Below are 26,432 nucleotides of genomic sequence, written 5' to 3'. Positions count from 1 at the left end.
ATTCGAGATATAGAATAAAGGGCATTTCTCATAAGTGAGACTGCAATATAATCAATGAGTTATATGTAAAGGTTATACGCATTTTGTTGTATTTGAAGTGTGTGCCTTGACATTGCCGTTTATATTTATAACGTATACAGCTCAACCCAGTTGGAAAAATAATTAAAAGGAACACTGTGGTGTTTACTCTAATAACAAATAACACAATGCAATCACAGCTACTTCAGCGGTCTTTAGAAGAGAAATTGCACATATATGTGAAGGTTTTACAACTCGATTCAATATTAGAAAACCGAGAGTTAGGTTTATCTCTCGAGACAGATAACTTTGTTGTTATTGATATGAGTGCTATTAATTCTGGGTTTTTACCAAAGTATTTACAGTACAAAAATCGCTACTTTCCACAAAGCCAAGAGGTTTTACTGAATTGTGAGAAAAACATCGATTCAAGAAAATTGTTAGATTGGACGAGTCTGGTGGGCGTGTTCTATTTGGATGATGATATTGACACGCTATCAAAAGGCATGAGAGCCATTCAAAATGGTGAGATGTGGTTAAGCCGCAAGTTAGCTCAAGAATACATAATGTACTATCGACAGCGCCAAAAGAGCACCACTAACGCGCTTTATTCAAAACTGACTCGCCGTGAGCAACAGATCATTCGACATTTGGCTAAGGGTGCAACGAACACAGAAATCGCGGACAAACTGTTTGTTAGTGAAAATACGGTCAAAACGCATTTGCATAATTTATTTAAGAAAATTCACGCAAAAAATCGTCTTCAAGCCTTGATTTGGGCAAAAGAAAACATCAGCCAAGAAGAACTCGTTTAACGACTTTGCTCCTCTCGCAAAAAGTTGGACTATGATTGTAATATGGTTTTCCTAAGTACTTTTGCTTGGGCGTTATAGCCCAAATAAAAGCAAACCAATAAAGGTACTTAGAAAGAGAGTGGATTTATGGGGAGCACAGCAATGGCTGACAAAGAGCATGAAACGAATATTGATGATAAAGCTCTCGATCGAAATAAAGATTTGAATTGGATGGATAAAATTGAATCATTGATTTTGCGTCTTGAACAATCTAACCAAACGCTTCATGAGGAAGTGTATAACCGGATAAAGTGGTCTGATACTTCGAGTTAGCCGTTCCACAGCCAACAGCCCACCTTGCATTGTAGCTACTACGGCTTCTATGTCCCCCTAGAAGCCATATTGTTTTAAACACCTTTCTCTTTGTACAAACGCTGGCATGCGCTTCCATCTTTGTGGAACAAGTGGCATCGATGAGCGGGAATTCCGACAGTAAACAGTTGGTTGGGTTCTACTTCTATGGTATCTGGTGCCCTGTAAATGACTTGCGTGTCTGAGTCACTCAAGCTCAGGTAAATTTGCGTTTCATTGCCTAGTTTTTCAACCGCTTGAACCGTTCCATTTATAATATGGTCCGATGCCGAATGTTCAACAAGGTGTTCTGGTCTTATGCCTAATGCCATTTTTTCGCCAGAGCTCACCGTGGATCCATCGACTTGAATCCAAAATGCTTGATTGCCCTCTGTTTGAACCAAAACTTGATCTGATTCGACCTTTTCTATTTTTACATCAATAAAGTTCATCTTTGGTGAACCGATGAATCCAGCGACAAATTGATTTTTAGGGTAATGGTAAAGCTCTAAAGGTTTTCCTATCTGAGAAACATAACCGGCATCCAAAACCACAATCTTATCTGCCATTGTCATGGCTTCAACTTGATCGTGGGTTACGTAGATCATTGTGCAGCCAAGCTGGCGTTGCAATTTAGTGATCTCACTGCGCATTTGGACTCTTAGGGCCGCATCCAGATTAGAAAGTGGTTCATCTAACAGAAAAACGTCTGGCTGCGAAACCAGTGTACGCCCTATAGCCACGCGTTGACGTTGGCCACCAGACAAAGCTTTAGGCTGGCGTTGGAGCAATGGGGTTAATTGCAAAATGTCGGCGGCTTCAGTAACTCGCTTCTTTATTTCGTTTTTATTGGCTTTAGCCAATTTGAGGCCAAATGACATGTTGTCGAACAAATTGAGGTGAGGGTAAAGAGCATAAGATTGAAAGACCATGCCCACTCCTCGCTTGGATGGCTCAATATCGTTCATTCTTGTTTCACCAATGTAGAGATCGCCCGATGTAATATCTTCAAGCCCCGCGATACATCGAAGTAGAGTCGATTTTCCACAGCCTGAAGGTCCTACGAATACGACAAACTCTCCCTGCTCGACTTCTAAGTCGATGTTTTTTGAGATAAGTGTGTCGCCATAAGCTTTTGACACGTTTTTAAGCGTAACGCTCGCCATATCGCTTTCCTTAGATTAACCTTTTGAGCTATAAAGATTTTTCGAGATTAGAGGGTTTTTAAAATATCAAAGACCTCTAGAAGCCTCAAAAATAATTGTGCTTTATAATGACCGATTGCAAAACTAAATGGGTCATCCTAAGCAAGTGAGGCATGGGGGGAGTAGTTAAGGAGGAGACCCCGAGTACAATCAACAACCTCTAACGTGCCTATAAATTAGTGGGCGAGGTGGAAGTCACAAAATCGTCATATTTTGTGATCTGGAGTTATTGATAAATACAATGACGGTCACGAAACGTCAGCGTCTGTGGTAAGGCGTAGCATTTAGGATGATGATGTTTCCCTGTCGTTCTATCATCATTATCTGCGTATCTCTACATATTAAAAAGGATAACAATATGAATGCTCCAGTACGTGCATTTGCGCTTTGCGCCATAGCGTCTCTTGGCTCTTTCGCTGCAAGTGCAGCCATTGAAGAAGGGCAGTTAACGATTTGGATTAACGGCGATAAGGGCTACAACGGTTTAGCCGAAGTGGGCAAGCAGTTTGAAGAGGATACTGGTATCAAGGTGACGGTAGCGCACCCAGATTCTTTACAAGACAAGTTTCCGCAAACCGCATCTACTGGAGATGGACCCGATATTGTCTTTTGGGCACATGACCGTTTTGGTGGCTATGCAGAATCGGGTTTATTAGTTGAAGTGAACCCATCCAAGGAAATCAAAGAAGGCATTGTCGATTTTGCATGGGACGCAGTGACTTATAAAGGCAAATTCATTGGTTACCCAGTCGCTGTCGAATCTTTATCTCTGATTTACAACAAAGACTTAGTACCGAACCCTCCACAAAACTGGGAGGAGATCGAAGCACTCAATGCAAAACTAAAGAAAGACGGAAAATCAGCCATTATGTGGAACCTAAAAGAACCGTATTTCACATGGCCGCTCATGGCGGCGGACGGTGGTTATGCGTTTAAGAGTAAAGTGGGTGGCTACGACGTAAAAGACGCCGGCATCAATAAAGAAGGTGTCGCGGCTGCAATGAACTTTGTTAAATCGCTGGCAGATAAAGGTGTGATTTCTCCAGATATGGATTATTCGGTGTCGGAATCGGAGTTCAACAAAGGCAACGTTGCGATGACAATTAATGGACCTTGGGCTTGGGGAAATATAGAGAAATCGGGCATTAATTACGGGGTAGCGACACTTCCGAAGTTCAATGGTCAGCCATCCAAACCATTTGTCGGCGTATTAACCGCTGGTATTAGCACGGCTTCTCCAAATAAGGACTTAGCGGTTGAGTTTATTGAAAGCTACTTACTGACAAACGAAGGCTTACGTACCATCAATAACGACAAACCTCTGGGTGCCGTAGCGTTAAACACTTTTCAACAAGAGATTGCGAAGGACAAGCGTATAGCAGCGACGATGATCAATGCGAAAAACGGAGAAGTGATGCCTAATATTCCTCAAATGAATGCTTTCTGGAGCTCTGCAAAAAGTGCGGTGATTAACATTGTAGACGGTCGTCAGGGGGTAGCCGCGGCATTGAGTGATGCTGAGAAACAAATGACTAAATAACCCGCAGGGGTTCAGAAAATCTATTGCACCACTGCATCTAAGTAGTGGTGCGAGTTATCTTCCTTTGCTGTACAGCGAGTCTTTATATGCCGTCATTTTCTAATACTGAATCGTTGAGCGAAACGGTATCCTCACCTTCTTTCTCGACACAACTCATCATCAAATGGTTGGTGTTGGTGGGTATTTCTTTGGTTAACGGTTACGCAAGTATTCTAATGTATGCTCAAGGTGAGTTTGCTTTTGCAATACTCACCGTTGTGTTAACCGCGCTTGCCGTCGCAATCTTTGGTAGTAAGAAAACCTACGCGCATCGATATATCTACCCAGGCATTGCGGGGATGATTCTGTTTGTCGTGTTTCCTTTGGTTTATACCGTTGGTTTAGCATTGACTAATTACAGTGCAAAGAACCAACTTTCATTCGAACGAGCTCAATCTGTCCTGCTTGGTCAAACTTTTCAAAGCGGAGAAAACTACCCGTTTCAACTGCACAGCTCTGAGAATGGTTTCCGGGTGTTTATTAATCAGTCGGGGAAGTGGGTGGCATCTACAGTCATCGAATTTGACAACATAACATCGACTACAATTCCAATGCTTTCTGTTGCTAGCCCTACAGGTAGCAAGGAAAAAATGAAAACCGTCATAAAGCATCGCAAGACACTCTCTACACTCACTCTTACACTGCCAAACGGTGAAGAAGTGACAATGAACGGGTTGAGGAAATTTGGTTCGGTACAGTCTAAATATCACCTGCTTGAAGACCGGCGAACACTGGTTAACCAAGAAAACCAACAAATATTTAAGCCCAACGACGACATTGGTTACTATCAAGCGTTTTCAAACGGTAAATTCCAAGGCGACCCTATTTCTCCGGGATATGTGGTTAACATAGGAACCGACAACTTTGAACGTGTTTGGAAAGATGAGGGAATCAAAGAGCCGTTTATCAATATCTTCATTTGGACGATAGTGTTTTCGGTTTGTACGGTGGTGTTCACCCTGTTTATTGGCTTGATATTAGCGAGTGTTGTTCAGTGGGAGGCATTAAAAGGGAGAGCCGTTTATAGAGTTATGCTGATCCTCCCTTATGCGGTCCCGTCTTTCATTTCTATCCTCATCTTTAAAGGGTTATTTAACCAAAGCTTCGGTGAGATAAACATGGTGTTGAATGCACTTTTTGGGATCAGCCCGACTTGGTTCTCTGATCCCATTTTAGCCAAAACCATGGTGCTAGTTGTAAACACATGGTTGGGTTTCCCGTATATGATGATTTTATGTATGGGGTTATTGAAAGCAATTCCGAATGATTTGTATGAGGCCTCTGCCATTGATGGCGCTGGCCCCATAAAAAACTTCGTTCACATAACGCTGCCGTTGATGATGCGACCATTAACGCCGTTACTCATTGCGACTTTTGCTTTCAATTTTAATAACTTCGTTATGATCATGCTGCTCACAGAAGGTGGACCAAACCGTATTGGAACATCGGAACCCGCGGGTTATACCGACTTGTTAGTGAGCTATACCTATCGAATCGCGTTTGAAGGCTCTGGCGGACAAGACTTTGGTCTTGCCAGTGCAATAGCAACGCTGATTTTCTTACTAGTGGGTGGGTTGGCTCTCCTTAATCTTAAATTTACCAAACTGTCTGAGCGTTAGGAGTAGAATTATGCCAATGGTACAAGGACAATCGCTGAAATACAGAGTTTGGGCAACGCACATTGCGCTTTGGTTTTTTCTAGCGCTGATTTTATTCCCATTAGTTATGGTTATTGCAATTTCTTTACGAGAAGGCAATTTTGCAACGGGGGAAATCATTCCTTCAAGCCCATCTCTAGAGCATTGGAAGTTGGCACTAGGGTTTACAGTGACTCACGCTGATGGCTCTGCGACACCGCCTCCATTTCCCGTTTTGTTGTGGCTATGGAATTCAGTTAAGGTGGCCGCAATCAGTTCTGTGCTTATTGTGGCATTGTCGACCACATCTGCATATGCGTTTGCCAGGTTAAAATTTGGTGGGAAAACCACTCTATTGAAAGCAATGATGATCTTTCAGATGTTTCCTGCTGTACTGGCTCTGGTGGCATTGTATGCCTTGTTTGATAGGTTGGGGCAGTACATTCCATTTGTGGGTCTAAATACGCATGGTGGGCTAATATTTTCCTATCTGGGTGGTATTACCTTGCATGTTTGGACGATTAAAGGCTACTTCGAAACCATTGACTCATCACTGGAAGAAGCGGCAGCACTGGATGGCGCAACACCATGGCAAGCTTTTAGGTTGGTTTTACTGCCGCTTTCTGTGCCCATTCTCGCCGTTGTATTTATTTTGGCATTCATAGCGGCAGTTACAGAAGTTCCTGTCGCATCCTTGCTACTTTCCGATGTTGATACCTATACTTTAGCTGTCGGTATGCAACAATATTTGTATCCGCAAAATTATCTATGGGGAGATTTCGCTGCTGCGGCGGTTTTATCTGCTATTCCGATAACTATCGTGTTCTTACTGGCGCAAAGATGGCTTATTGGAGGATTGACAGCGGGGGGAGTTAAAGGATAATAGGAGTTCGTGAATTATTCACGAATATAATAATCTGTGTACTATCAACGTATTGGTTTGGCCGCTGATCAGTTGATTTAAGTGCGCTGCAAATTACTTGGTTACGCATAGCTGGCTGTTAGCTGAGTTCCTTACGTATTTGTCTAACAGTTTTTGTAACGATAGCCCGAGCTTTAAGCTTGGGCTTTTTATTGCAAAAACTTTATATAGCACAGCAAAAGAAAATAGAAAAAACGCTCAAACTTCTTCTCGTAGCTGTATCAAGGCATTTATAAATCCGCCTTGTGTTCTATATTTCATAGTAAGAATCTCTCATTGATTAGGAATAATGAGAGATTGATTCAATATAACAGGATTTGTTTGTGTGCAAAGCCGATTCGAAAGTTAATAACTAAGTTATCAAAAAAATTGCGGGGCAGTTCAATCTAATTAATGAGAAAATTGTAAATTTAATTTGTATGTAGTGATTATCAATAACGTTTTAGGTAGTTTAAAGCGCTTTGCCATACAAATATTCGCGATTGGAAGGTGCCCACCCAAGGTGCCGCATTAATACGTATATGCTCTCCTGATCAAGGGCTACTCGTCTAAATAAATCCGCAAAAACATCATCTCCCCCAAAACAAGTCTGGATGTAGTGATTGATTTCAAAGGGCTGATAACCTTCAGCGTAAAGTGTTCGAACCCATTGGTACTCAACAGATTTCAAATCTTTGATTGTTTGTTCACTTAATTTAATCATTGCTCAATTTACTGTGCGCCAAACCGAATGATGATAGTGGAGAGCATTAGAACAAATAAAGATGAAACATTGATGACAGGAGCTTAAGTGAATAAAGAATACGACGGAGTCGCCTTTTCCAAGTTCTCTGGAGATAAAATAGACCAGAAGACAAGGTCCTTAGGGTAAGGTTGAATAAGCTCAGTCTTGAGCTTATTTGGATGAAATGAAATTTGGATCACATTCACATAAAAAGAGCTCGGAATTCGCTTGTACGAAATGACTATTTTCGAATTTGAGCTGAAAATGAAACCGCTACTTGTCTTTAACGTGTGCTTCCATCTCCGCACCAATTTGCTTCCTCATATCCATAAGCCGAACGGCAGATTCACGAAGCTCAATGTCTTTTTCGTCAGTAGGCACCCATTCAGGTACTTGAGTAGGCTGACCATTTTCATCCACAGCTACCATAATGACGATACAGTGCGTGGTCAGTATCTTGGAGGCGGATTTGGGGTCACCAGCCTGCACATCTAGAGCGATGTGCATTGAACTACGACCAGTGTATATAACCTTAGCTGTGACTTCGACAAGGTTTCCTACGCGAATTGGCGCAACAAATCGGATACCACCCGCATAAGCGGTAATACAATACTTTCCACTCCACCCAGCCGCACACGCATATGCTGCCAAATCAATCCACTTCATGACGGCGCCACCATGAACTTTTCCACCAAAGTTGACGTCTGTGGGTTCTGCTAGAAAGCGCAGGGTTATTTCTCGTTGGCTGTTGCTCATAATATCCAGTCGTAATGCTTAAAACTTAAGTGTAGTTCATGGAGCTCGTGCTGGTCTGTGATGCCACTAACTCTGGGGAGAATTAAATTCAATAAAAACGAAATATATCAACAATAAATTTCATATATCTATGTGGGTATCACTAAATTTGCGTGGGACCTCAAATATTAGCGATGTTTTAATATTAGTGTATTCATGGAATATCGTACCGTCTCTACATGAGGCGAAATACTAGTACTTTTGAGCTGGGGTTTCAAAAATACACTAATATTCTAATACTAGACCTAGTAAGGTATTAGAAAGTGCAAGCAAATAGTCGAGTTTTATAAATACAACAAGATTCTTAGCGAGCATCTGCCGTCTCAATAGTAAGAAAGCAGTTATAAAGCGTTATATATAGAATGGATTTTTTTGCAAAGTCACTTGTCGATTGTATACTCTCAAGTTTCTGCTTACTTTATTAAGTCGGTTGACTAGATAAGAATGATGCTGGAAAACAATGAGTACGGAGATACTCCTACAGAAAAGGCATTAACATAGACTGATGGGAAACTGGTATTAGTATGGATAACACAAGTAATAAAGCTAATATAATATTCATTACCAACAAGAACATTCAAAGTAACTATTTCAAAAGTTATGTTGAATCACACGTCCCATTATTGGTGACAGTAGTAGATTATGATGGCTTAGAAAGCGAACTTCTCATGGGAGAGGAGTTTATTGCACTTGTGGATTTGAGTGTTAAGGATAACATTGATTGGGTCGCTTCGGCGTTGGGTAAATCAGAGGGGCTTACCGCTGTCGTTTTGCTTAATAGCGAGCAAGATGTTGAATTTAAAGAGTTAGTCAAATGGAAAAAGCTTCATGGGTGTTTTGGAGCAAGGGATGATCTTGAAAGCGTATGCAATGGATTGCTATCTATTTCCCAAGGTGAAAATTGGTTACCTCGTAAAGTAATCAATCAGCTATTGAGCTTTTATCAAAAAAATGATTCAAGCTACATGGAAGATGAGGCCATTCAGGTAGATTTGACCCGTAGAGAAATAGAAATCCTCGAAACGTTAAAAACAGGGGAATCCAATATAGAAATTGCGGACAAGTTATTCATAAGTGAGCATACGATCAAATCGCATTTGTATAATATTTTTAAAAAAATAGAAGTTAAAAATCGTCTTCAAGCAATGGCTTGGGCGAAAAAACACTTATAATTTTTATTGGTACTGTAGTCAGGTGATGTTTGGGCACTAAATTAGGATGAAATGAAGTACTACTTTTAGTGCCTGACAAAATCATTCTTTTAACCACTTAAATAATTTCAATTTTTCGATAAATTATCTACCGAATTAACAATCATAATAACTAGTCGCGTAGCTCTTTTAGGCTTTTACGATTACACTTACCAAACAAAGCATAATTATCTGTGTTGTCACGTTGGTTAAGTCGTATTTCGTATGGAAAAGAGGTGCGCAAATTCTGTGTACTTTAAATCAACACAACTAGCGGTCAGATATGGATATGGAAAAAAAGGGCTTGATCCGCTCTTATGAAACTGAATTTGCATTTTTATTTCGTTTAGCCGACATCGGAATTATTGGTGGGTCGCTTTTTGTATTAACCCTCTTATATGTCGGTGAATTCAATCGCGACTACAACTTGATCGGTGTTATCGCAATTATTTCCTACCTCTTGGGTGCCGAAAGTGCCAACCTATATCGCTCATGGCGAACCAACACATTACGAGAGCAGTGCCAACTTACGTTACTTCCATGGTTTGTTGCTACGGTTATTCTTCTTGCTCTTGGCTATTTCACTAAAACAGGCGTAGATTTTTCACGTGTTGTTATTGGTGCATGGTTTGTCGTTGCTCCTATTTTGTTAATGCTTTGGCGTTGTGTTTACCGATTTGTGTTGTTGAACCTACGCAAACAAGGCTTCAATACGCGTCGAGCGGTCATTATCGGCTTTACTGAGCACGGTCTTAAGCTTGCGCGTGAAATTGAACGTAACAACCAACACGGTGTCGTTTTGGATGGTTTCTACGATGAACGTAACGCAGAGCGCTTACAGAAATCGACATCTTATAAGATATTAGGCAATGTAGAGAAAGCGTTGGAACGTGCGAAAAATGGCGAGATTGAGCATGTTTATATCGCAATGCCATTACATGCGAACAAACGGATCTCAGACTTTCTTGCCCGTTTTTCTGATACGACTGCCAATACTTATTTAGTGCCTGATTTCTTCACGTATAACCTTTTGCATTCTCGATGGCACCACATTGGTGACGTTCACACTTTAAGTGTTTTCGATACGCCGTTTAACGGGTTTTCTTCGTGGATTAAACGTGTGGAAGACATCGTTTTATCTTCCATCATTCTATTGATGATTTCACCCGTGCTAACCGCGGTTGCATTGGGTGTGAAACTTTCTTCTCCTGGACCTGTGTTGTTTAAGCAAGATCGGTATGGGTTGGATGGTCGAAAAATCAAAGTGTGGAAATTTCGCTCAATGAAAGTGATGGATAATGGTGCGGTGGTTAAACAAGCGACCAAAAACGATCCACGAGTGACACGCTTTGGAGCGTTTATTCGTCGAACATCTCTTGACGAACTCCCTCAGTTTTTCAATGTCCTTCAGGGTTCCATGTCGATTGTAGGTCCTCGCCCACATGCTGTCAGCCACAATGAAGAATTTCGCCAAATTGTTGATAGATATATGTTACGCCATAAAGTTAAGCCGGGTATTACAGGCTGGGCACAAGTAAATGGATACCGTGGTGAAACAGATACTATCGATAAAATGGAAAAACGCGTTGAGTTCGATTTGGCCTATATCCAAAACTGGTCATTTGGAATGGATCTAAAGATCGTATTTCTGACTATATTTAAAGGGTTCACTGGCAAAACGGCTTACTAAAACCGAGTACCTTATGACGATGAAATATTCCTTAAAAAAGTTCTTCTGTTTGGTGTCGGGTGTCATTGCTTTTGCTCATAGTCACTCCTCAGCTGCAGAGCCTTTTGTAACGGAGTCAGGGATTGAGATAGCGCCTGGAGTTAAAGCGAAATTCGGACAAAATGACAACTTGTTGCGTGCGTCTGAATCGAAAAACGCAGTATCTACATCATTTCTGATCTTAGACCCGAACATTTCTGTGAGGTTTCAACCTCGCGAACATGAATTTGTATTGTCATACAGGCTGAGTGATGGTCGCTATTTCTCAAGCTCAAAAGATAATTTCACAGATCACTTCTTCGAAAGTAAAAATACGCTGAAGTTAGGGTTTCGTCATGTTGTCCGTGCTGATTTTCGAATTGCCGACCTTCATGAAGCCCGTGGTACAGGCTTAAGTGAAGGGGATGGAACCTCAACCGCTATCGATAGCCCTTTGGATTACCGCCAACGTTCTGCAGTGACTACCTATACCTACGGTGCAAGCGGAGCAAAAGGGCAAATAGAGACCAAAATTGGCTACAGCGATATTGAGTACAAGAATTTTCGGGATATTGGTGGCTCGAACGATGGCAGGAGCACACGTTTTAGAGATTATGACAATCGCTACGCTGGGTTGAAGTTTTCTTATCAATGGCTGGCTAATACCAAAGCCACTTTAGAGTATGAGTTCGCTAAGAAAACGTATTCTCTTACCGCAAATGGTGTGCCTTCTCAGGACAGCAATACGAATAGCTATTTTGTAGGTTTAGAGTGGGATCCTACTGGAAAAATAAAAGGTTATGCCAAAATTGGTCTGCAAGATAAAGACTTTATCGATGCGGAGCGTGAAGATTTTGCAGGTTTGAGCTGGTTAGTTGGGTTGGATTGGAATCCTTTTTATCACTCTACATGGAGCATTAAAACCGAACAGGTTGCCAGAGACCCAGATCAAGATGGTGACTACGTCAAAGATACGAATCTTAGTGTCGGCTGGAAACATTATTGGCGTCCTCAGATATACACCAGAGCCGTCGTAGTGGCTCAATCTCAAGAATATACCGGTGCATTCCAGAATGGTGTGTTAAGAGATGATAAATCTTTTGAGTGGTCTGCGAATATTGGATATGAATTTAGTGAATTAGTGGACTTCTTCGTTGGAGTCAGAAAAACAGATAAAACGTCGAGTTGGGAAGGTTATGGCTACGACCAAACGGTATGGTCAGTTTCCGGTTCTATTGCATATTAGTTGGGGCTATGAATAAAACATTTTTATCTTTCGTTGCATTATTACTGCTGTTTCCGCTTCAAGCGTTTTCGGCGTCATTTGCGACTACATACAAAATCGGACCTGGTGATCGTATTCAGATTAGTGTGTACGGAGAGCCAGATCTATCGTTCGACGAATTGTTAATTAATTCAAGTGGAACCTTTGATTACCCATACTTGGGTGAAATGACTGCAAAAGGACAAACAGCACAACAGCTCAAACTTGCTATTGAAAAAGGCTTGAAAGGGGATTATCTGATAACGCCCAAGGTAATGGTTAACTTCATTTCATTCCGAGAGATCTATGTCAACGGCGAAGTTAAAAAGCCTGGGGGTTATGAATACCAACCTGGACTTACGGTAGATAAAGCTATAGCACTTGCTGGTGGCTTTACTGATCGAGCAGCACGCAAAAAAATCAATATCACCCCGAATGGTGAGGGAGGAACGCAAAAAGGCGTTTCGTTGAGCAAAGCGGTCAACCCAGGTGACATCATTGTCATTGAGCAAAGTTTTTTCTAATCCAACAAGAATCAGAATTCAAATTTTATGATAGTTAAAAGCGATGACTTAAAGCGCAATGACGAGTTCATTGACCTAAGTAAATACATTCAGTTAGTAAAGCAAAATCTAATATCCGTTTTAGCGTTTACCCTATTTGTTGTGGTTTTAGTCACTCTCTATGTTCTTACTATAACGCCGGAATATAAAGCGACGTCCACTTTGTTAATTGAAAATCAGCAAAACAAAGTGATTTCGATTGAGCAGGTGGTTGGCGTGGACACCAGTAAACAAGAATATTATCAAACCCAGTATGAAATTATTCGGTCAAATCGAATTGCAGAGAAGGTAATCAGTGAGTTGGGTATTGGTGTTATCGATGCTAATGTTGTCGAAGTTGAACAGTCAGAGCCAAGCGGAATCAAGACGTTTGTTAAAGATGTAAAGAACGCTTTCTATGAGTTGCCGTTGTTGTCTGATTATATCCAAAAACCTCGCCCTATTCTTGAAGAGCAACTCAGAGATAGTCACCGTCAGACTATTCTTCGTGAATTCAAGCGCAATTTATCGGTTAGCCCGGTAAAAGATACTCAGCTAGTCAGCATTACTTATCTTTCGGATGATCCACTATTGGCTGCAAATGTCGCGAATACAGTGGGTGAGGCTTACATTCAAAACCATATCGAATCGCAACTGGAAGCCAATCAGCAAGCGTCTCTTTGGATCAATTCCCGTCTAGGTGAACTTGAGCACCAGCTTGAATTATCGGAACGAAAGTTAGCACGTTTTATGGAGCGCGAAGGTCTTGTTGATGCAGCAGGTATTGATGGATTGGCTACAACGGAGCTAACTAACCTAACCAATCAGCTTTCTGAAGCAAGAGATCGCAGATTGGCTGCTGACTCTCTATTTTCAGTCCTTCAAAAAAACAGCAGCACGGACATCTCGAGCCTATACGCCATTAAGCAAGTTTCTAATCATCCACAAATTCGCGATATTCGCTCCAACGAAGTTGATGCCGAGAAACGAGTGTTTGAGCTATCTAAACGATACGGTCCTAAGCACGACAAGATGATTCGTGCAAAGGCTGAATTGAACGCATTACAAAGTCGTTCGACTAAGATCCTTAAACAGCTTGTGGTTGGAATTGAGAAAGAGCTTTCGACCGCACTCGAGCAAGAAAGAGGGTTAAAGAGAGAGTTAGAATCAAAGAAAAAAGAATTCCAGTCCGTCGCGTTAAAGAAAGCGGAATTTGAAACCCGCAGACGAGAAGTAGAAACCAACAGACAGCTGTATGATCTGTTTTTAACACGCCAAAAAGAAACGTCGGCAACCAGTGACTATCAAAATGCCATTGCGCGTTTTACAGATAAAGCAAGCATCCCTTTGATTCCAGCCAAGCCTCGAAAAGTCTTGATTATCTTGATTGCTGCGATCGGCGCGTTTGTGTTTGGGTTAGCGATGGCCTTTATTCTTGAGGCGATGAGAAACACCTTCGAAAGACGTGTTGATGTAGAGAACAAAGTCGGGCTTTCTGGCTTAGGAAGTGTTCCAAAAATCAAGGCGAAAAAATATCGCAAAGAAAAGATTGGCGCAGAGCTTTTCTTGGATAAAGAACATAAAGAGTTCGGGGAATCGATACGGAGTATTCGTACTTCTCTCAAGTTAACTCTTATGCAAAACAAGCGTAAGTGTGTTGCCGTCACTTCTTCTGTTCCTGGTGAAGGAAAAACAACGGTATCGGTTAGCTTAGCTGAATCATTTGCCGCAATGGAAAAAGTACTTCTCATAGACTGTGATCTTCGTAAGCCTTCAGTTGGGGAGCGTTTTCACCTTAGCAACGCACAGCCAGGGATGACCAATTACCTTCTTATGGGTGCTGAGTTAGAAGATTGTATCTATCACCATGAGGAGTCTGGGTTGGATGTGATGACATCTGGATTACTCATCCCTAATCCTCAAGAGTTGCTCGGTTCCGATCAATACAAAGAAATGATTGAATTGGTGAGTGATAAGTACGACCGAATAATAATAGATACACCACCAGTGAATGTTGTAACCGACCCAATGTTGGTTGCTAATGTGACTACCTCCTGTGTAATGGTTGTGAAAGCCAATAGCACAAAAGTAAATCAGTTGAATTTCGCTATCTCAAGAATGCTCAAATACAAGAGCGTCATTGAAGGTGTCATTTTAAATCAAGATCAGAGTAAAACTCAGGATGCTTACCAGTACTACGGTACTTACGAGCAAAGCTAGGTCAAAATAATGGAAATGCTAGATAAACCAACCGTTGATATTACGATTCTTTCTTGGGATCGAATTGACGACACGCTTGATGCCATAGACAGCGCGCTGACCCAACAGGGTATTGAGCTGAAAATTATTGTTGTCGACCAAGGTTCGCAGCCCGATGGATTAGCGCGACTACGTCAACATTGCCTTAAAGACCCCCGTATACAACTGGTGTGCAATCGCACTAACTTAGGTGTTCCTGGAGGGCGAAACCAAGCTTCAGATCAGGGCTCCGGAGATTTTATTGTCGCGCTGGACAATGATGCTGAATTCATTGATGAACATCAGTTAGCAAAAGCATGTGAAATCATGAAAGGCGAACCCGAAATTGGTGCATTAGCGTTCCGCATTCTTCGCTTTGGCAGCCAAGAAGATGATCTGACAAGTTGGTCTTACCATCAAAATGTGGAAGAAGCTTCAGAGCAATCTTTCTACACTGATCGTTTCGTTGGGGCTGGTCATATGCTTAGACGTGACGCCTTTGATGGGATCAATGGCTATGATGCCGACCTCTTTTTCTTGCATGAAGAAGTTGATCTGTCGAAGCGCTTGATGAATTCCCATTACAAAATTAAGTACACGCCGGAAGTCGTCATTGGTCACAAAGTTTCTGCCGAGCACCGTGTTGCATGGACTGGTGGACGCTGGACATTTGACGTTCGAAACAAAACGTATCTTCATTTTAAATTTAAAACCTTTCTACCAACTGCGATATTCCACACGGGTATTTTAGTTTGGCGAGGTGTTCGCTCTGGTCTTATTTGGTCGACATTTAAGGGGCTTTTCCAAGGTTTTTCTATGGTGCCCAAAGCATTAGCAGCATGGAAAACTCAGCCAAGTGTGAATTCTGACGCTCAAGCTAAGGCATATATGGACTCCTGCTCACCTACTCAAGGAATGAGTGTTATGCAACGCGTAAAGAAGCGTTTGAGTAGCGCTAAACCTGTGCCAGTAAAGCCTAAAGGATAATATCGTGGAACAATCAGCCCCTATCATTGAATTCAACGAACAGATTCTAGATTCGTTGAAAAAAACTTTGGTTGAAAACTTTCGACCACATCTAGAGAACAAAGACGCAATCTTTATTGATTATCCAGTACACCTTAATGTTGGTGACCTTTTGATTGCTGAAGGAACTGAAGCGCTTTTTAGGGCATTGGAAGTAAATATCACTGCACGTATATCTGAACGAAACCAAGAACGCTTGTTCAGTAAGAAAATTCCAAAAGAGACGGTTCTTGTGCTTCATGGCGGTGGTAATTTCGGTGATTTATACCCGCATCATCAGTCGTTACGCGAGCGCGTAATCGAGTCGTTTCCGGAAAACACAATTCTGATCATGCCGCAGTCTGTTCATTATCAGGATGCTACTCAGTTAACTCAGAAGGTTCCGCTGTTTAAGTCTCATAACAATCTTTATATGTTTGTCCGAGATGAGCACTCATTCGAAGTGATGAGTGAGGCGTTTGATGATGATGATCTGAAACTGTTGCCTGATATGGCGTTTGCAATGTCTGATCGTTGGAAAGGTATTGTCCGGACTTCTGAAGGGACACTAAGCCTGAGAAGGCGCGATATTGAAGCAACAGATACTGGCGAAGATGGCGATAGATTTGATTGGGATGACCTTTTCAAACCTTTTGATGAACGTTGCTACAATATCGCCAGAAGGCTGGCGAGGTATGAAAACAAACTTCATTTGAACTTGGGTCTTGATGCTTTCTGGAAGTGGTATAGCAACAACTTGATTCAACGGGGTGTAGAGAAATTTACGTCTTATAGTGTTGTTGATACAGATCGCCTTCATGGAATGATTCTTTCTCTTTTAGTTGGTAACGATGTTGTTATGAGAGATAACAGCTACGGAAAACTAAAACGGTATGCGAGTTGCTGGCTAGGTTTAAAACTCCAAAGTGAAGAACCGCAAAGCATTAAGAAAGCGGCAAATGAATAACCGAATTGTAAAACTGCTGTGGATCGCTGTGGAAAAATTCGGCATGACAGTGGTATCGATTGCAACCTTCTTTATTTACGCTAGGTTGCTAACGCCGACGGAATTTGGTGTAGCCGTTTTGGCGCTGTCCATAGGTCAAGGGATTGCCCTTATATTTGGGAATCTTTTTGAAGATGCGCTAGTGCGTCATAACAAGCCAGATTCGACTCACTTTGATACCGCTTTTTGGGGAGGAATAAGCATCAGCCTATTCCTTTGTACAACAGTATTAATCATTTGTTGGCTGGTGCAGCTAGACCCTGCTCTATTTAACCTCATAGCATTCTCTCTTCTGCATATTATTTTGGTGAGTGTGTCTTCTCTTTATGTCGCCAAACTTAGACGAGCAGGTCGGTTTGATACATTGGCCAAACGTACCATGATTTCGAGATTGATTGGTGCTGTGTCCGGTGTGTCTATGGCATTCTATGGTTTCGGTAGTATTGCAGTTGTAGCGCAATCAATCATTATCGAAGCGGTTGGGTTTGCTTATCTTTTGATCGTGTCTAAACACTCTATAGGGGCTGCATTTCATCGGAAAGTATTTTTTGAATTGAGCTCTATTGGTTGGATGCTGTGTGTGCGCCGCCTAAGTTGGGATGCATCCATTCGAGGTATTCCAATTGTATTAGGTATGACGGCTGGCGCGACAACAGTTGGGTTATTTGGATTCGCTTGGCGCATGGTTGAAATGCCTCGAAGTGCCATAGCCAGTGGGTTACTAAGTTATGCGCTGCCTGTTTTCTCTCGACGTCAAAGTAAAAAAGAGGAACTCTGCCAGCTATTTCAGTCCTCTACCAAGTTCACTGCAATGATTGTGACGCCGCTCTTTATTGGTTTGGCACTTGTTGTGCCCACTCTTGTGCCGTGGTTGTTTGGTGAGAAGTGGATAGACGCCATATTGCCGACCCAGATATTTGCAATAGTGGCAGTGCTAAGTCTGGCTCGAATTTATGTGCCTGTTTCATTTACAGCGATTGCTAAGCCAAGTACAGCACTCGCGTCAGATGTTTTTGGCACCATTGTTGCGCTTGCCATTACTGCCGTCTTTGCGCCTACTTACGGTGTGCTCGCTGCAGCACTAGCAATGCTCGCTCGTGTGTTTGTGACTATGCCATTCAGTATGACTGGATATAGCAAAATATTTGGGTTGAGTTGGTTTAACCAAATTAAGCCTGTGTCACCTGCGTGGCTTGCTTCCTTTGGCATGGCTATTTCAGTATTCGTATTCGAACAGTTTTTCGAATCTAGTTTTGCTTTTGTGTTTTTTGCAACATGTTTGATTGGGGTCACTAGTTACTTCACTAGCATGCAACTGATTTATCCATCCTGGCGGCAGGAATTTCGTCAATTTTTAAATAGGTAACGCAGATAGATTTATGAAGAGTGTCATTGTTTTCTCAAATCACCTACTTCCATATTCACAAACCTTTATACGTGCGCAAGGAGAAGCTCTAACGGATTACCATGCTCATTACTTTGGCAGTGACAGAGTGGTATCGGGGCTATCATTACCTGAATCTAGAACACATATTGTGAAATTAGGTTTTCTAGGGAGCTTTACAGACAAATTGCTTAAGCTAGGAATTGTTTTACCCAACCTCCTTAGCCGCTTTAAGTTGTTAAAACCGGAATTGATTCACGCACATTTTGGTCCGAATGGAATGACCGCTTTATCTCTTGCAGAAAAATTGAATGCACCACTTATTGTTACCTTTCATGGCTTTGATGTCATTGAGTCTCCTACTATAGAAAAGCACGGAAGGTTACACCTTCGTTATATGCAGAATAGAGAGAAACTTGCTCATAACGCCTCTCAGTTTATTGCGGTATCCGATTGGGTCAAACTTCGAATGGTCAGACTAGGTTTTCCCGAGAGCAAGATCATTAGGCATTATATTGGAGTTGATACTGAATTTTTCCAGCCTTCAAAAGCTGTAAAGCGTGAAAAAATCGTTTTGTGTGTAGGTAGGATGACTGCATACAAAGGACATGAATATTTGATTAATGCGATGGCTAAAGTACAAAAGTTAGCATCAGATATGAGACTTGTCTTATTAGGGGATGGTGAAGAACGGTCTAGCCTGGAGCAATTAGCCAAGACTAAGGGAGTAGATGTTTACTTTACTGGTCGTCAAACCCCAGAGGAGGTAAAAGTTTGGATGCAAAAAGCAACAGTTTACGCTCAACCAAGTGTGAATTTACCAAATGGTCAAGCTGAGGCGTTGGCTTTAACCATCGTAGAAGCTCAAGCTGTGGGAACGCCCGCTGTAGTTTTCAACAGTGGAGGTATGCCTGAAGCGATTGTGGATGGAGAAACTGGCACCGTTGTTAATGAAAAGAATGTTGATAGGCTAGCGGATGCAATTTTGAATTTATCTTATGACCATGATTTGTGGGAAAGATACAGTCAAAATGCTATCGAATTTGTACATGAAAAACATAACCTAAAGAAGCAATGTCTAGAGCTTGAAAATATTTATCAAGCAGTCTTGCAAAGTAAGTAACAAGTAATATGTGAGAGATATATCTGTGAAACTTTCCATAATTATTCCGTCTTATCAATCCCAGAAAAACCTTAGACGAAACTTGTCTGCGCTTGCAAAGCAATTGGATCGTGTCGATGCTGAAGTGATCGTCGTTGATTGCTCCCCTAATGATGACGTTGATAAAATCTGTGCTCAATTTCCGTTTGTATGTCTACTAAAAGAAAAGCAACGCTTTAACCCTGGTGGTGGGCGGAATATTGGCGCAAGGGCAGCAAGCGGAGAGTATTTGGTTTTCGTTGATGCTGACGTTGTTTTGGATGAACAAGCTTTAGTCAGGGGTGTTAAACGCGCCAAAGATGGAGCGAAAATATTTGGAGGTGCACTAGAGCTGGATAAAAGTAAAAAAGCCACACTTACTTCCTATATTGAGCATTACTATTTTAATCATGAGTCCCAGTCCTCCCGTACACCAACAGAACGCGCGAATTTAAGCTCGGCGCTCATGATCATCGAGAAAGCGCTATTTGATGAAATAGGCGGATTCAGTGATATTCCACGTATGCAGGACACGGAGCTAACGGAACGATTAGTGAAAGAGGGTCACATCCTGCACTTTTTTCCTGATGTGATTGGCTATCAAATTCAGGATTCACCATTCAAAAATGTCATAAAGAAAATTTATATTACAGGGAATAACTTGTTTTTTCTTCGATATGAAACCAAAGGAACCGGTTGGCTTCTAGCCCTGTTTCTACCCTTCATTATGCTAGCTAAGATTACGCGAATTAACCTACGGAATCTTAAATATGCTTTTAGTCCCATGATGCTTTTTGTGCTTTGTCCAATCATGTATGTCTGTGGACTTGCGTGGATGATGGGATTCTATAAAGGTATCTTTATTAGTGATGGCATAGAAAAAGGGCGATAATTATGAGCATTGCGATTTTTTCTATCTCCGACCAATATAAAAAGTTTCATCGTCGCCCATTTATTAATGCGATCAGTGATACCTTAGTTAATGAAAACATACCGTTACTCTATTTCAAACGACCAAAATGGTGTTTGAAAGTCGACAAGGCGTATTTAGCAGAAGAACAAGTTGGTAACACCCGAGTGTTTCCTCTTGTTACGTTACTCCCCAGTAGTTGGACGCTAAACAACAAAGTTCTAAGGTATTTAGCGGTTTCGTTACCCATAAAATGGCAAGTAGCAAAGGCGGGTAGAAAGTCAGGAAGTAAAGTGTCTTGCCTCTGGTTTTATAAGCCGGATCAATCCCTGTATTTACAGGATTTAGGTATTCCTTATGCTTACACGCACTACGACAATTACGACGGTGATACTCAATACCCATTTTCCAAACATAAAGCTTATCAAAATACCTTAAAGTCATGCATAGAGAATAGCACCGTGTGTTTTGCGACCAGTCATCGGTTGGTTGAAAGACTGTCTGGAATTTCTGGGGACGCGAAAGTGGTATACCTCCCTAATGCAGTAAGTGAAGCGTTGGTTTCGTCTACCAGCACCGCATCGGAGCCTGAAAATGTAATCGGCTTTGTCGGATCAATTGATGAGTCAACCGACGAGAACTTGATTGAAAAAATATGCATTGCGTATCCTAGTATGTCGATAAGATTGATTGGGAAAGTGAATAGTTTCGCGATATCAGAACTAGCGAAACGATTCGATAATTTGGAGCTACCTGGGTTGATCCCGTACGAGCAACTTTCCAGTGCAATGTCTTCTTTTAAAGTCGGTATTTGTCCGTATCGTTCATCTCCGTTTAATCAATACCGTAACCCGCTTAAGCTTTATGAATACTGCGCTGCTGGTATCCCTTCAGTTTCAAGTGCTTGTGATTTTGATCAAGAGGGGAAAAAATTGGTTAATGTTGCTGAAACGGATGAGGCTTTTATTGAATTGATAGGCCGGGCAATTGATTCAGATTCACTGGATTTAAAGGAATCTAGACAAGTATTCGCTAAGAAAAACACTTGGAAAATAAGAGCGAAGCAAGCTCTGAGTTTTATTAAGCAAGGCAGCTATGATTAACGAATTTCGCCAATTCATTTCAAAAATTATCGTATTTGAATCTTGTTCGGAAGCGGTTTCTTACTGCCAAAGTGAGGTCAAGCAAGGAAAACGGTTAAACATCGCTTTTCTTAATGCTCACGCTTTTAATGTTGCTTGTCAAAATAAAGGCTTTTTTGAAGCCATTCTTGCTTGCGATATTGTATTTCGTGACGGAATCGGAGTAAAAATTCTATTCAAATTACTGGGTAGATCACCTGGCTATAATTTGAATGGGACTTACTTTATTCCCATTTTGCTTAAAGAAGTATTTCAAAATAAGAGAGTCGCACTTTTTGGTTCAACGGACATAGAACTTACGATTGCTATACAGAAACTACAATCTCAAGGTGTTAATGTTGTTACCGTATTGGATGGTTTTAAAGAACCTTCTGCCTATGTAGATCATCTATGCGAGCATTCTGTAGATGTCGTTGTTATGGCGATGGGGATGCCTAAGCAAGAGGCGGTATCTAAAGTTATCCGAGAAGCTCACCCTAATATTTCGACAATTAACGGTGGCGCAATTTTAGATTTCATATCAGGAAAGGTGGAAAGAGCACCTGATTGGGTACAAAAGTTGAGTCTTGAATGGGTGTTTCGATTAATGAAAGAGCCAAAGCGCTTGTTTCGTCGCTATGTTGTTGGAAATGTGATGTTTTTATTTCGTTCCATAATATTAAAGATGAGTAAATAGTATGCAGAATATCCGAATTCATTCGATTGCTATATTGTGCTCTTTGATTTGGTTTGCCTCGGGTTCAAATGTAGCCTTTGCTAATAATTCAAAAAAATCAATGGAACCAGAAGATTTCATTACAACTAATCGAGAAACTTCTCTTGTTTATGAATGTCACCCTACTCTTTGGAATAGATCCAAATTGAGCTCAGAAATTGAATTCACTCTTAAACCAAAAAAAGGTCGAAAGCGCTGTGAGATTGCAGTGCAAAAAGCACTGAAACGAGATGAGCCATTTTCTTTGAGCTTTAGATTCAAAGTTAAAGATAATTATGCGTATTCAGATCGTTGGCATAGTTATTTTCAAATCCATTCATTTCCAGATAAAGGCGAAAAATGGCGATGTCCGATTGTGGCTTTAGAAACCCGATCGGGAAAGTTAAGAATGTTTAATCGTTGGGACCACAAAAGAGTATCAAAAACAGTAGACGGTACATGTGCTTCAAGGAGTAACTCGATCAAGACACGCACACTTTTTAAAGGGGTGAGTTATTCTTCCGAAAAATGGCACATTTTTAAGATTGAGGGGACGCTTTCGAACAAGGACTCAGCTTGTTTGAAAACTTATCTAGATGACCAAATATTGAGTGAAACTTGTGGGCCTAACACTCTAAATGACGAAAAAATGCCATTCTTCAAATTGGGTATATACAAACCAACAGGCTGGGACAAATACCCTGAAATAAGCTTAAAGATAAAGGATTTGGAGCTTAATTAATTTATGCTGATACACAAAGAAAAATTTAATCTATATTGCCTAACCGTCCTCTTCTATTTGGTTCTTATTAGAGCTTCTGGTATGGGGTTTGGTTATCCATCAGCTCAGCATCAACTCAGTCAAATATCTTTTTTACCTCAAAAAGTCATGCAGATGGCCTTGCTTGGAATCCTCTTGGTTTTTTTGTTTTTCTCTGGGCTTGCGGTAGTTAAGAAGTTTAAAGTTAGCATTCTCGCTAATCTCGTTACTCTTTTTGTTGTTTTATCTATATTGTTTTCTCCAAATATGTTGTTGGCATTTCGTTATCTTATTTCGGCGGCGGTGGTATCTATTCCTATACTACTCTATTATCAATATTATGGTCCTGAAGCTCTATATGACGGCTTAGTCAAGTTTTTCACGGTAGTTGTGATAATAAATTTCGTTTATGTGATTGTATTTCCACAATATGGAATGATGAGTGGTATTCACTCTGGAGCTTGGAGAGGGCTGTTTGCTCATAAAAATGGAGCAGGTTCTTTTTTTGCAACTATCAGCATTATATTTTTCCAAAAATGGTGGTTTGAATCTAAACGTCGAGATTTTAAGCAATTTGGGTTGTTCTCAATTTGTTTTCTGATGGTTGCGATGTCCAAATCTGTTACAGCATTGTTAACAATGGTGATTGTGGTTTCAACCTTTTTTGTTGTTCTAGTCGTGATATCTAAACCTCTTATTAGACAGAAGATAGTCTTATTATCATTTTATTTTGTCGGTCTTGCTTTCGTTGTTTCGCTGTTGAATATATTTCTACATGACATTTTTTATTTTCTAGGAAAAGATCCAACCCTAACAGGGCGAACTGGATTGTGGGAAGTTCTATTTGATTTGATTTTGGATAAACCTCTTTTGGGTTATGGTTTTGGTGTTTTCACAAGACCAGAAATTATGTATCAATATTCTTCCGCATTTGGTTGGGCAGCAAAAACAACTCACAGCTCTTATATGGATTTGGTATTAGGTATAGGTATTCCAGGTAGTATTCTAGTACTTGTATGGATTGGGAGAAGTATATTTTCTGCACTTATGGCAAAAACGTTAACTCGACGATATGAGCAAATGCTAGCTATCGCTATAAGTACCATAACTGGCGGAATGACGATTGCCTCGGCATCAAGTGGTGTGTTACTAAGTAATGCATTTACGTGGGTATTACTACTAAGTATGATTTTATTCTGTCATTCTCGTGAAGTACTAGACGAATGAATGTGAATATATATTATCAACAAGATCTTTTGGCTAGATATAAAAATACAATAGAAATCATTATAATTTCCAATTGTTCCTAGATATGAATATTCAAGTTTGTTTTATTGATAAGATGCGTTATAAGTTGAGTGGCTATTATGAATTTTAGGTATGATATAAATGGACTTAGAGCGATAGCAGTAATTGCCGTTGTTCTTTTTCACTTTAATATCTCTTGGATACCTGGTGGATTTGCAGGTGTTGATGTTTTCTTTGTGATTTCTGGCTTTTTAATGACAAGCATAATTTTTAAAGGATTGGAAAATAAGGATTTCAGTCTATTTAAGTTTTATGTAGCTAGAGCTAATAGGATAATTCCAGCGCTTGCTGTACTTTGTATTCTTTTGCTAGTGTTTGGGTGGTTTTACTTAACCCCTTTTGATTACAAAACATTAGGAAAGCATGCAGCGGGTAGTGTGGGGTTTGTCTCTAACATAATTTATTGGAAAGAATCTGGGTACTTTGATGCCGCATCTCACGAAAAGTGGCTACTTCACACATGGTCTCTATCTGTAGAGTGGCAGTTTTATATCATCTATCCAATAGTGTTGATGACACTAAAAAACTTCTTATCCTTGGAAAGCCTAAAAAGATTAATTGTTGTTGGAACCTTACTGGGTTACTTCTTTAGTGTTGGAGCGACAATGAAGTGGGCAGATCCAGCATATTATTTACTGCCTACTAGAGGATGGGAAATGATGTTGGGTGGGGTTGCCTTCCTTTATCCCTGGAACCTTCCTGAGGTAAAGAAGAAAATCGCAAATATAATTGGCTTAATGTTGATTTTCGGTTCATATGTTTTAGTTTCAAGTGAAATACCTTGGCCAGGTCACTTGGCATTTTTCCCTGTGTTTGGAACATATTTAATTATTGTCGCTAATTATCAGTCTAGTATTATCACTAATAATTTTGTCTTTCAATATTTAGGAAAATGGTCTTATTCTATCTATCTTTGGCACTGGCCAGTAGTTGTTCTAGGTTATACGTATGCTTTGGATTATTGGATTATTATAGGTCCATTATTATCTTTGATATTAGGTTTGTTAAGCTTTGAGTATATAGAGAGAAATAATTACTTCCTTTACAAGCGTTGGCAGGAATTCTTTAAAGTGAAGCCTGTATTACTAGCTTTAACCGTAATGGTCCCTTCATTCATAATTTTTGATTACAATGGTATTACAACTGAATCAAGGCCTATATCAATTTCTAAAGAAGCTAAGATGATGGCTGCTTATGATGGCTATGAAATGGACCCAACAGGTTTATTTCGACGTTGTAATGCGTCACTGCAGATACTAGCTACGGGTCAGCCTAAAATAGATGGTAGTTGTATTGCAAAGGAGTCGGGCGGAATTTTTCTTTGGGGTGACTCTCATATGGGAGCGTTATCTACTGGGCTAAGAAACCACATAGAGTTAAATTCATTTAGTCAACTAACTTCTTCTGGTTGTGAACCTTCATTCATTTTAAAAAGAGAAGGGTATGATAGATTTGATGTTGGTTGTGATTTCTCCAATAGCATAGCGCTTGAAACCATTAATCAAACTAAACCTCAAACTGTGATTTTGGGGATGTCTCACAATCATGAAAAAAATGATTGGGTTAATACGATTAGCACTCTAAAAGAAAATGGTATTGAAAATATAATTGTAATTGGTCCGTTTCCTCAATGGGATCCTTCGTTACCGAGTGTTTATACAAAAAGACATATGGGAGAAGTATTCATTCATGATAAAAATTTCAGATATAGTTTAATAGAATCGAATGAATATATGAAACATATCTCTAAGGAGAATGAAGATTTTATTTTTGTTGACATGATATCAAACCTTTGTAAGACAAGTAACGGTAAACTAAGTTGTAGAGCTTACGTTGAAGAAGAATTAATAGCCTTTGATTATGGCCATTTGAGTCTTTCTGGCTCAGACTTTATCGCGAAAGAGTTTGTATTGGATTACTTATATTAAAAACGTTTTATAAATAACCTAGAGATACCATGTGAGTTAACTTCTCTAGGTTTAGTTTTCTAAACTGATTAATTTGACCAGACATAAAGAATGAATTGTGATTTGAAGCGACTTTTAAGTATGATTTTACTTTGTCATTCTAGAGAAGCACTAGGTGAAAGTTAAGATGTACGAAACTAAACTTTTA

General features: G+C 40.4%; 23 protein-coding genes. 20 read left to right on the top strand and 3 right to left on the bottom strand.

Going from position 1 to position 26,432, the window contains the following annotated elements; all coding sequences use genetic code 11:
• Positions 1-179: 179 nt before the first annotated feature.
• A complete protein-coding gene (locus tag Q8W40_RS14590; RefSeq protein WP_370693388.1) occupies positions 180-833 on the top strand; it encodes a LuxR C-terminal-related transcriptional regulator in 654 nt (217 codons plus the stop codon).
• 141 nt (positions 834-974) lie between these two features.
• On the top strand, positions 975-1,145 hold the full coding sequence (locus tag Q8W40_RS14585; protein ID WP_305398204.1) for a hypothetical protein: 171 nt from the start codon (positions 975-977) through the stop codon (positions 1,143-1,145).
• A 74-nt stretch (positions 1,146-1,219) separates the two neighbouring features.
• On the opposite strand, the gene malK is transcribed toward Q8W40_RS14585, so the two are convergent.
• Complete coding sequence (malK, locus tag Q8W40_RS14580; protein WP_305398203.1) at positions 1,220-2,329, bottom strand: maltose/maltodextrin ABC transporter ATP-binding protein MalK; 1,110 nt, start codon at positions 2,327-2,329, stop codon at positions 1,220-1,222.
• Between the two features lie 397 nt (positions 2,330-2,726).
• On the opposite strand from malK, the gene malE reads away from it, so the two are divergent.
• The 3 genes from malE (at position 2,727) to malG (ending at position 6,467) form a co-directional block, all read left to right on the top strand.
• Complete coding sequence (gene malE, locus Q8W40_RS14575) at positions 2,727-3,908, top strand: maltose/maltodextrin ABC transporter substrate-binding protein MalE (protein WP_305398201.1); 1,182 nt, start codon at positions 2,727-2,729, stop codon at positions 3,906-3,908.
• A gap of 86 nt (positions 3,909-3,994) precedes the next feature.
• Positions 3,995-5,566, top strand: a complete 1,572-nt coding sequence (malF, locus tag Q8W40_RS14570; protein ID WP_305398199.1) for a maltose ABC transporter permease MalF — start codon at positions 3,995-3,997, stop codon at positions 5,564-5,566.
• A 10-nt stretch (positions 5,567-5,576) separates the two neighbouring features.
• Positions 5,577-6,467, top strand: a complete 891-nt coding sequence (gene malG / locus Q8W40_RS14565; protein WP_305398197.1) for a maltose ABC transporter permease MalG — start codon at positions 5,577-5,579, stop codon at positions 6,465-6,467.
• Positions 6,468-6,957: 490 nt separating this feature from the next.
• Here malG and Q8W40_RS14560 read toward each other — a convergent pair whose 3' ends face one another.
• Together Q8W40_RS14560 and Q8W40_RS14555 are read right to left on the bottom strand one after the other, a co-directional pair.
• The gene (locus tag Q8W40_RS14560) at positions 6,958-7,209 is read right to left on the bottom strand and encodes a hypothetical protein (RefSeq protein ID WP_101113103.1); all 252 of its coding nucleotides are present in this window, start codon (positions 7,207-7,209) and stop codon (positions 6,958-6,960) included.
• 294 nt (positions 7,210-7,503) lie between these two features.
• Positions 7,504-7,986 carry an acyl-CoA thioesterase gene (locus tag Q8W40_RS14555; protein WP_305398195.1) on the bottom strand — a complete coding sequence of 161 codons (483 nt, stop codon included), beginning with the start codon at positions 7,984-7,986 and terminating at the stop codon, positions 7,504-7,506.
• A 563-nt stretch (positions 7,987-8,549) separates the two neighbouring features.
• Between Q8W40_RS14555 and Q8W40_RS14550 the strand changes: the two genes are divergently transcribed.
• From Q8W40_RS14550 to Q8W40_RS14480, 15 genes are all read left to right on the top strand, one after another.
• Positions 8,550-9,197: a LuxR C-terminal-related transcriptional regulator gene (locus Q8W40_RS14550; RefSeq protein WP_305398193.1), complete on the top strand. Its 648-nt coding sequence runs from the start codon at positions 8,550-8,552 to the stop codon at positions 9,195-9,197.
• A 307-nt stretch (positions 9,198-9,504) separates the two neighbouring features.
• Entirely contained in the window at positions 9,505-10,905 is a 1,401-nt protein-coding gene (locus tag Q8W40_RS14545; RefSeq protein WP_305398362.1) for an undecaprenyl-phosphate glucose phosphotransferase, read from the top strand.
• 13 nt (positions 10,906-10,918) lie between these two features.
• Positions 10,919-12,169 carry an outer membrane beta-barrel protein gene (locus Q8W40_RS14540; RefSeq protein ID WP_305398191.1) on the top strand — a complete coding sequence of 417 codons (1,251 nt, stop codon included), beginning with the start codon at positions 10,919-10,921 and terminating at the stop codon, positions 12,167-12,169.
• Positions 12,170-12,177: 8 nt separating this feature from the next.
• Positions 12,178-12,711 (top strand): polysaccharide biosynthesis/export family protein, encoded by a 534-nt coding sequence (locus Q8W40_RS14535; protein ID WP_101113098.1) that lies wholly within the window; start codon positions 12,178-12,180, stop codon positions 12,709-12,711.
• A 27-nt stretch (positions 12,712-12,738) separates the two neighbouring features.
• Positions 12,739-14,949 carry a GumC family protein gene (locus tag Q8W40_RS14530; RefSeq protein ID WP_305398189.1) on the top strand — a complete coding sequence of 737 codons (2,211 nt, stop codon included), beginning with the start codon at positions 12,739-12,741 and terminating at the stop codon, positions 14,947-14,949.
• A gap of 9 nt (positions 14,950-14,958) precedes the next feature.
• On the top strand, positions 14,959-15,954 hold the full coding sequence (locus Q8W40_RS14525) for a glycosyltransferase family 2 protein (protein ID WP_305398188.1): 996 nt from the start codon (positions 14,959-14,961) through the stop codon (positions 15,952-15,954).
• Positions 15,955-15,958: 4 nt separating this feature from the next.
• Positions 15,959-16,939 (top strand): polysaccharide pyruvyl transferase family protein, encoded by a 981-nt coding sequence (locus Q8W40_RS14520; protein WP_305398186.1) that lies wholly within the window; start codon positions 15,959-15,961, stop codon positions 16,937-16,939.
• Positions 16,932-18,344, top strand: a complete 1,413-nt coding sequence (locus Q8W40_RS14515) for an oligosaccharide flippase family protein (protein ID WP_305398184.1) — start codon at positions 16,932-16,934, stop codon at positions 18,342-18,344. Before Q8W40_RS14520 ends, Q8W40_RS14515 begins: the two co-directional genes overlap by 8 nt.
• Positions 18,345-18,357: 13 nt before the next feature.
• Complete coding sequence (locus Q8W40_RS14510; protein ID WP_305398182.1) at positions 18,358-19,485, top strand: glycosyltransferase; 1,128 nt, start codon at positions 18,358-18,360, stop codon at positions 19,483-19,485.
• Positions 19,486-19,510: 25 nt separating this feature from the next.
• Positions 19,511-20,395, top strand: a complete 885-nt coding sequence (locus Q8W40_RS14505) for a glycosyltransferase family 2 protein (protein ID WP_305398181.1) — start codon at positions 19,511-19,513, stop codon at positions 20,393-20,395.
• 2 nt (positions 20,396-20,397) lie between these two features.
• Positions 20,398-21,516 carry a glycosyltransferase gene (locus Q8W40_RS14500; RefSeq protein WP_305398180.1) on the top strand — a complete coding sequence of 373 codons (1,119 nt, stop codon included), beginning with the start codon at positions 20,398-20,400 and terminating at the stop codon, positions 21,514-21,516.
• The gene (locus Q8W40_RS14495; protein WP_305398179.1) at positions 21,509-22,231 is read left to right on the top strand and encodes a WecB/TagA/CpsF family glycosyltransferase; all 723 of its coding nucleotides are present in this window, start codon (positions 21,509-21,511) and stop codon (positions 22,229-22,231) included. Before Q8W40_RS14500 ends, Q8W40_RS14495 begins: the two co-directional genes overlap by 8 nt.
• 1 nt (position 22,232) lies before the next feature.
• A complete protein-coding gene (locus tag Q8W40_RS14490) occupies positions 22,233-22,991 on the top strand; it encodes a heparin lyase I family protein (protein ID WP_305398177.1) in 759 nt (252 codons plus the stop codon).
• A gap of 3 nt (positions 22,992-22,994) precedes the next feature.
• The gene (locus Q8W40_RS14485; RefSeq protein ID WP_305398175.1) at positions 22,995-24,236 is read left to right on the top strand and encodes an O-antigen ligase family protein; all 1,242 of its coding nucleotides are present in this window, start codon (positions 22,995-22,997) and stop codon (positions 24,234-24,236) included.
• 140 nt (positions 24,237-24,376) lie between these two features.
• Complete coding sequence (locus Q8W40_RS14480; RefSeq protein ID WP_305398173.1) at positions 24,377-26,245, top strand: acyltransferase family protein; 1,869 nt, start codon at positions 24,377-24,379, stop codon at positions 26,243-26,245.
• Positions 26,246-26,432: the final 187 nt, after the last annotated feature.

The sequence above is a fragment of the Vibrio penaeicida genome (assembly GCF_030689305.1).
In the GTDB taxonomy this organism is placed as follows: Bacteria; Pseudomonadota; Gammaproteobacteria; order Enterobacterales; family Vibrionaceae; genus Vibrio; species Vibrio penaeicida_B.
This window is presented reverse-complemented; position numbering and strand designations above follow the sequence as displayed.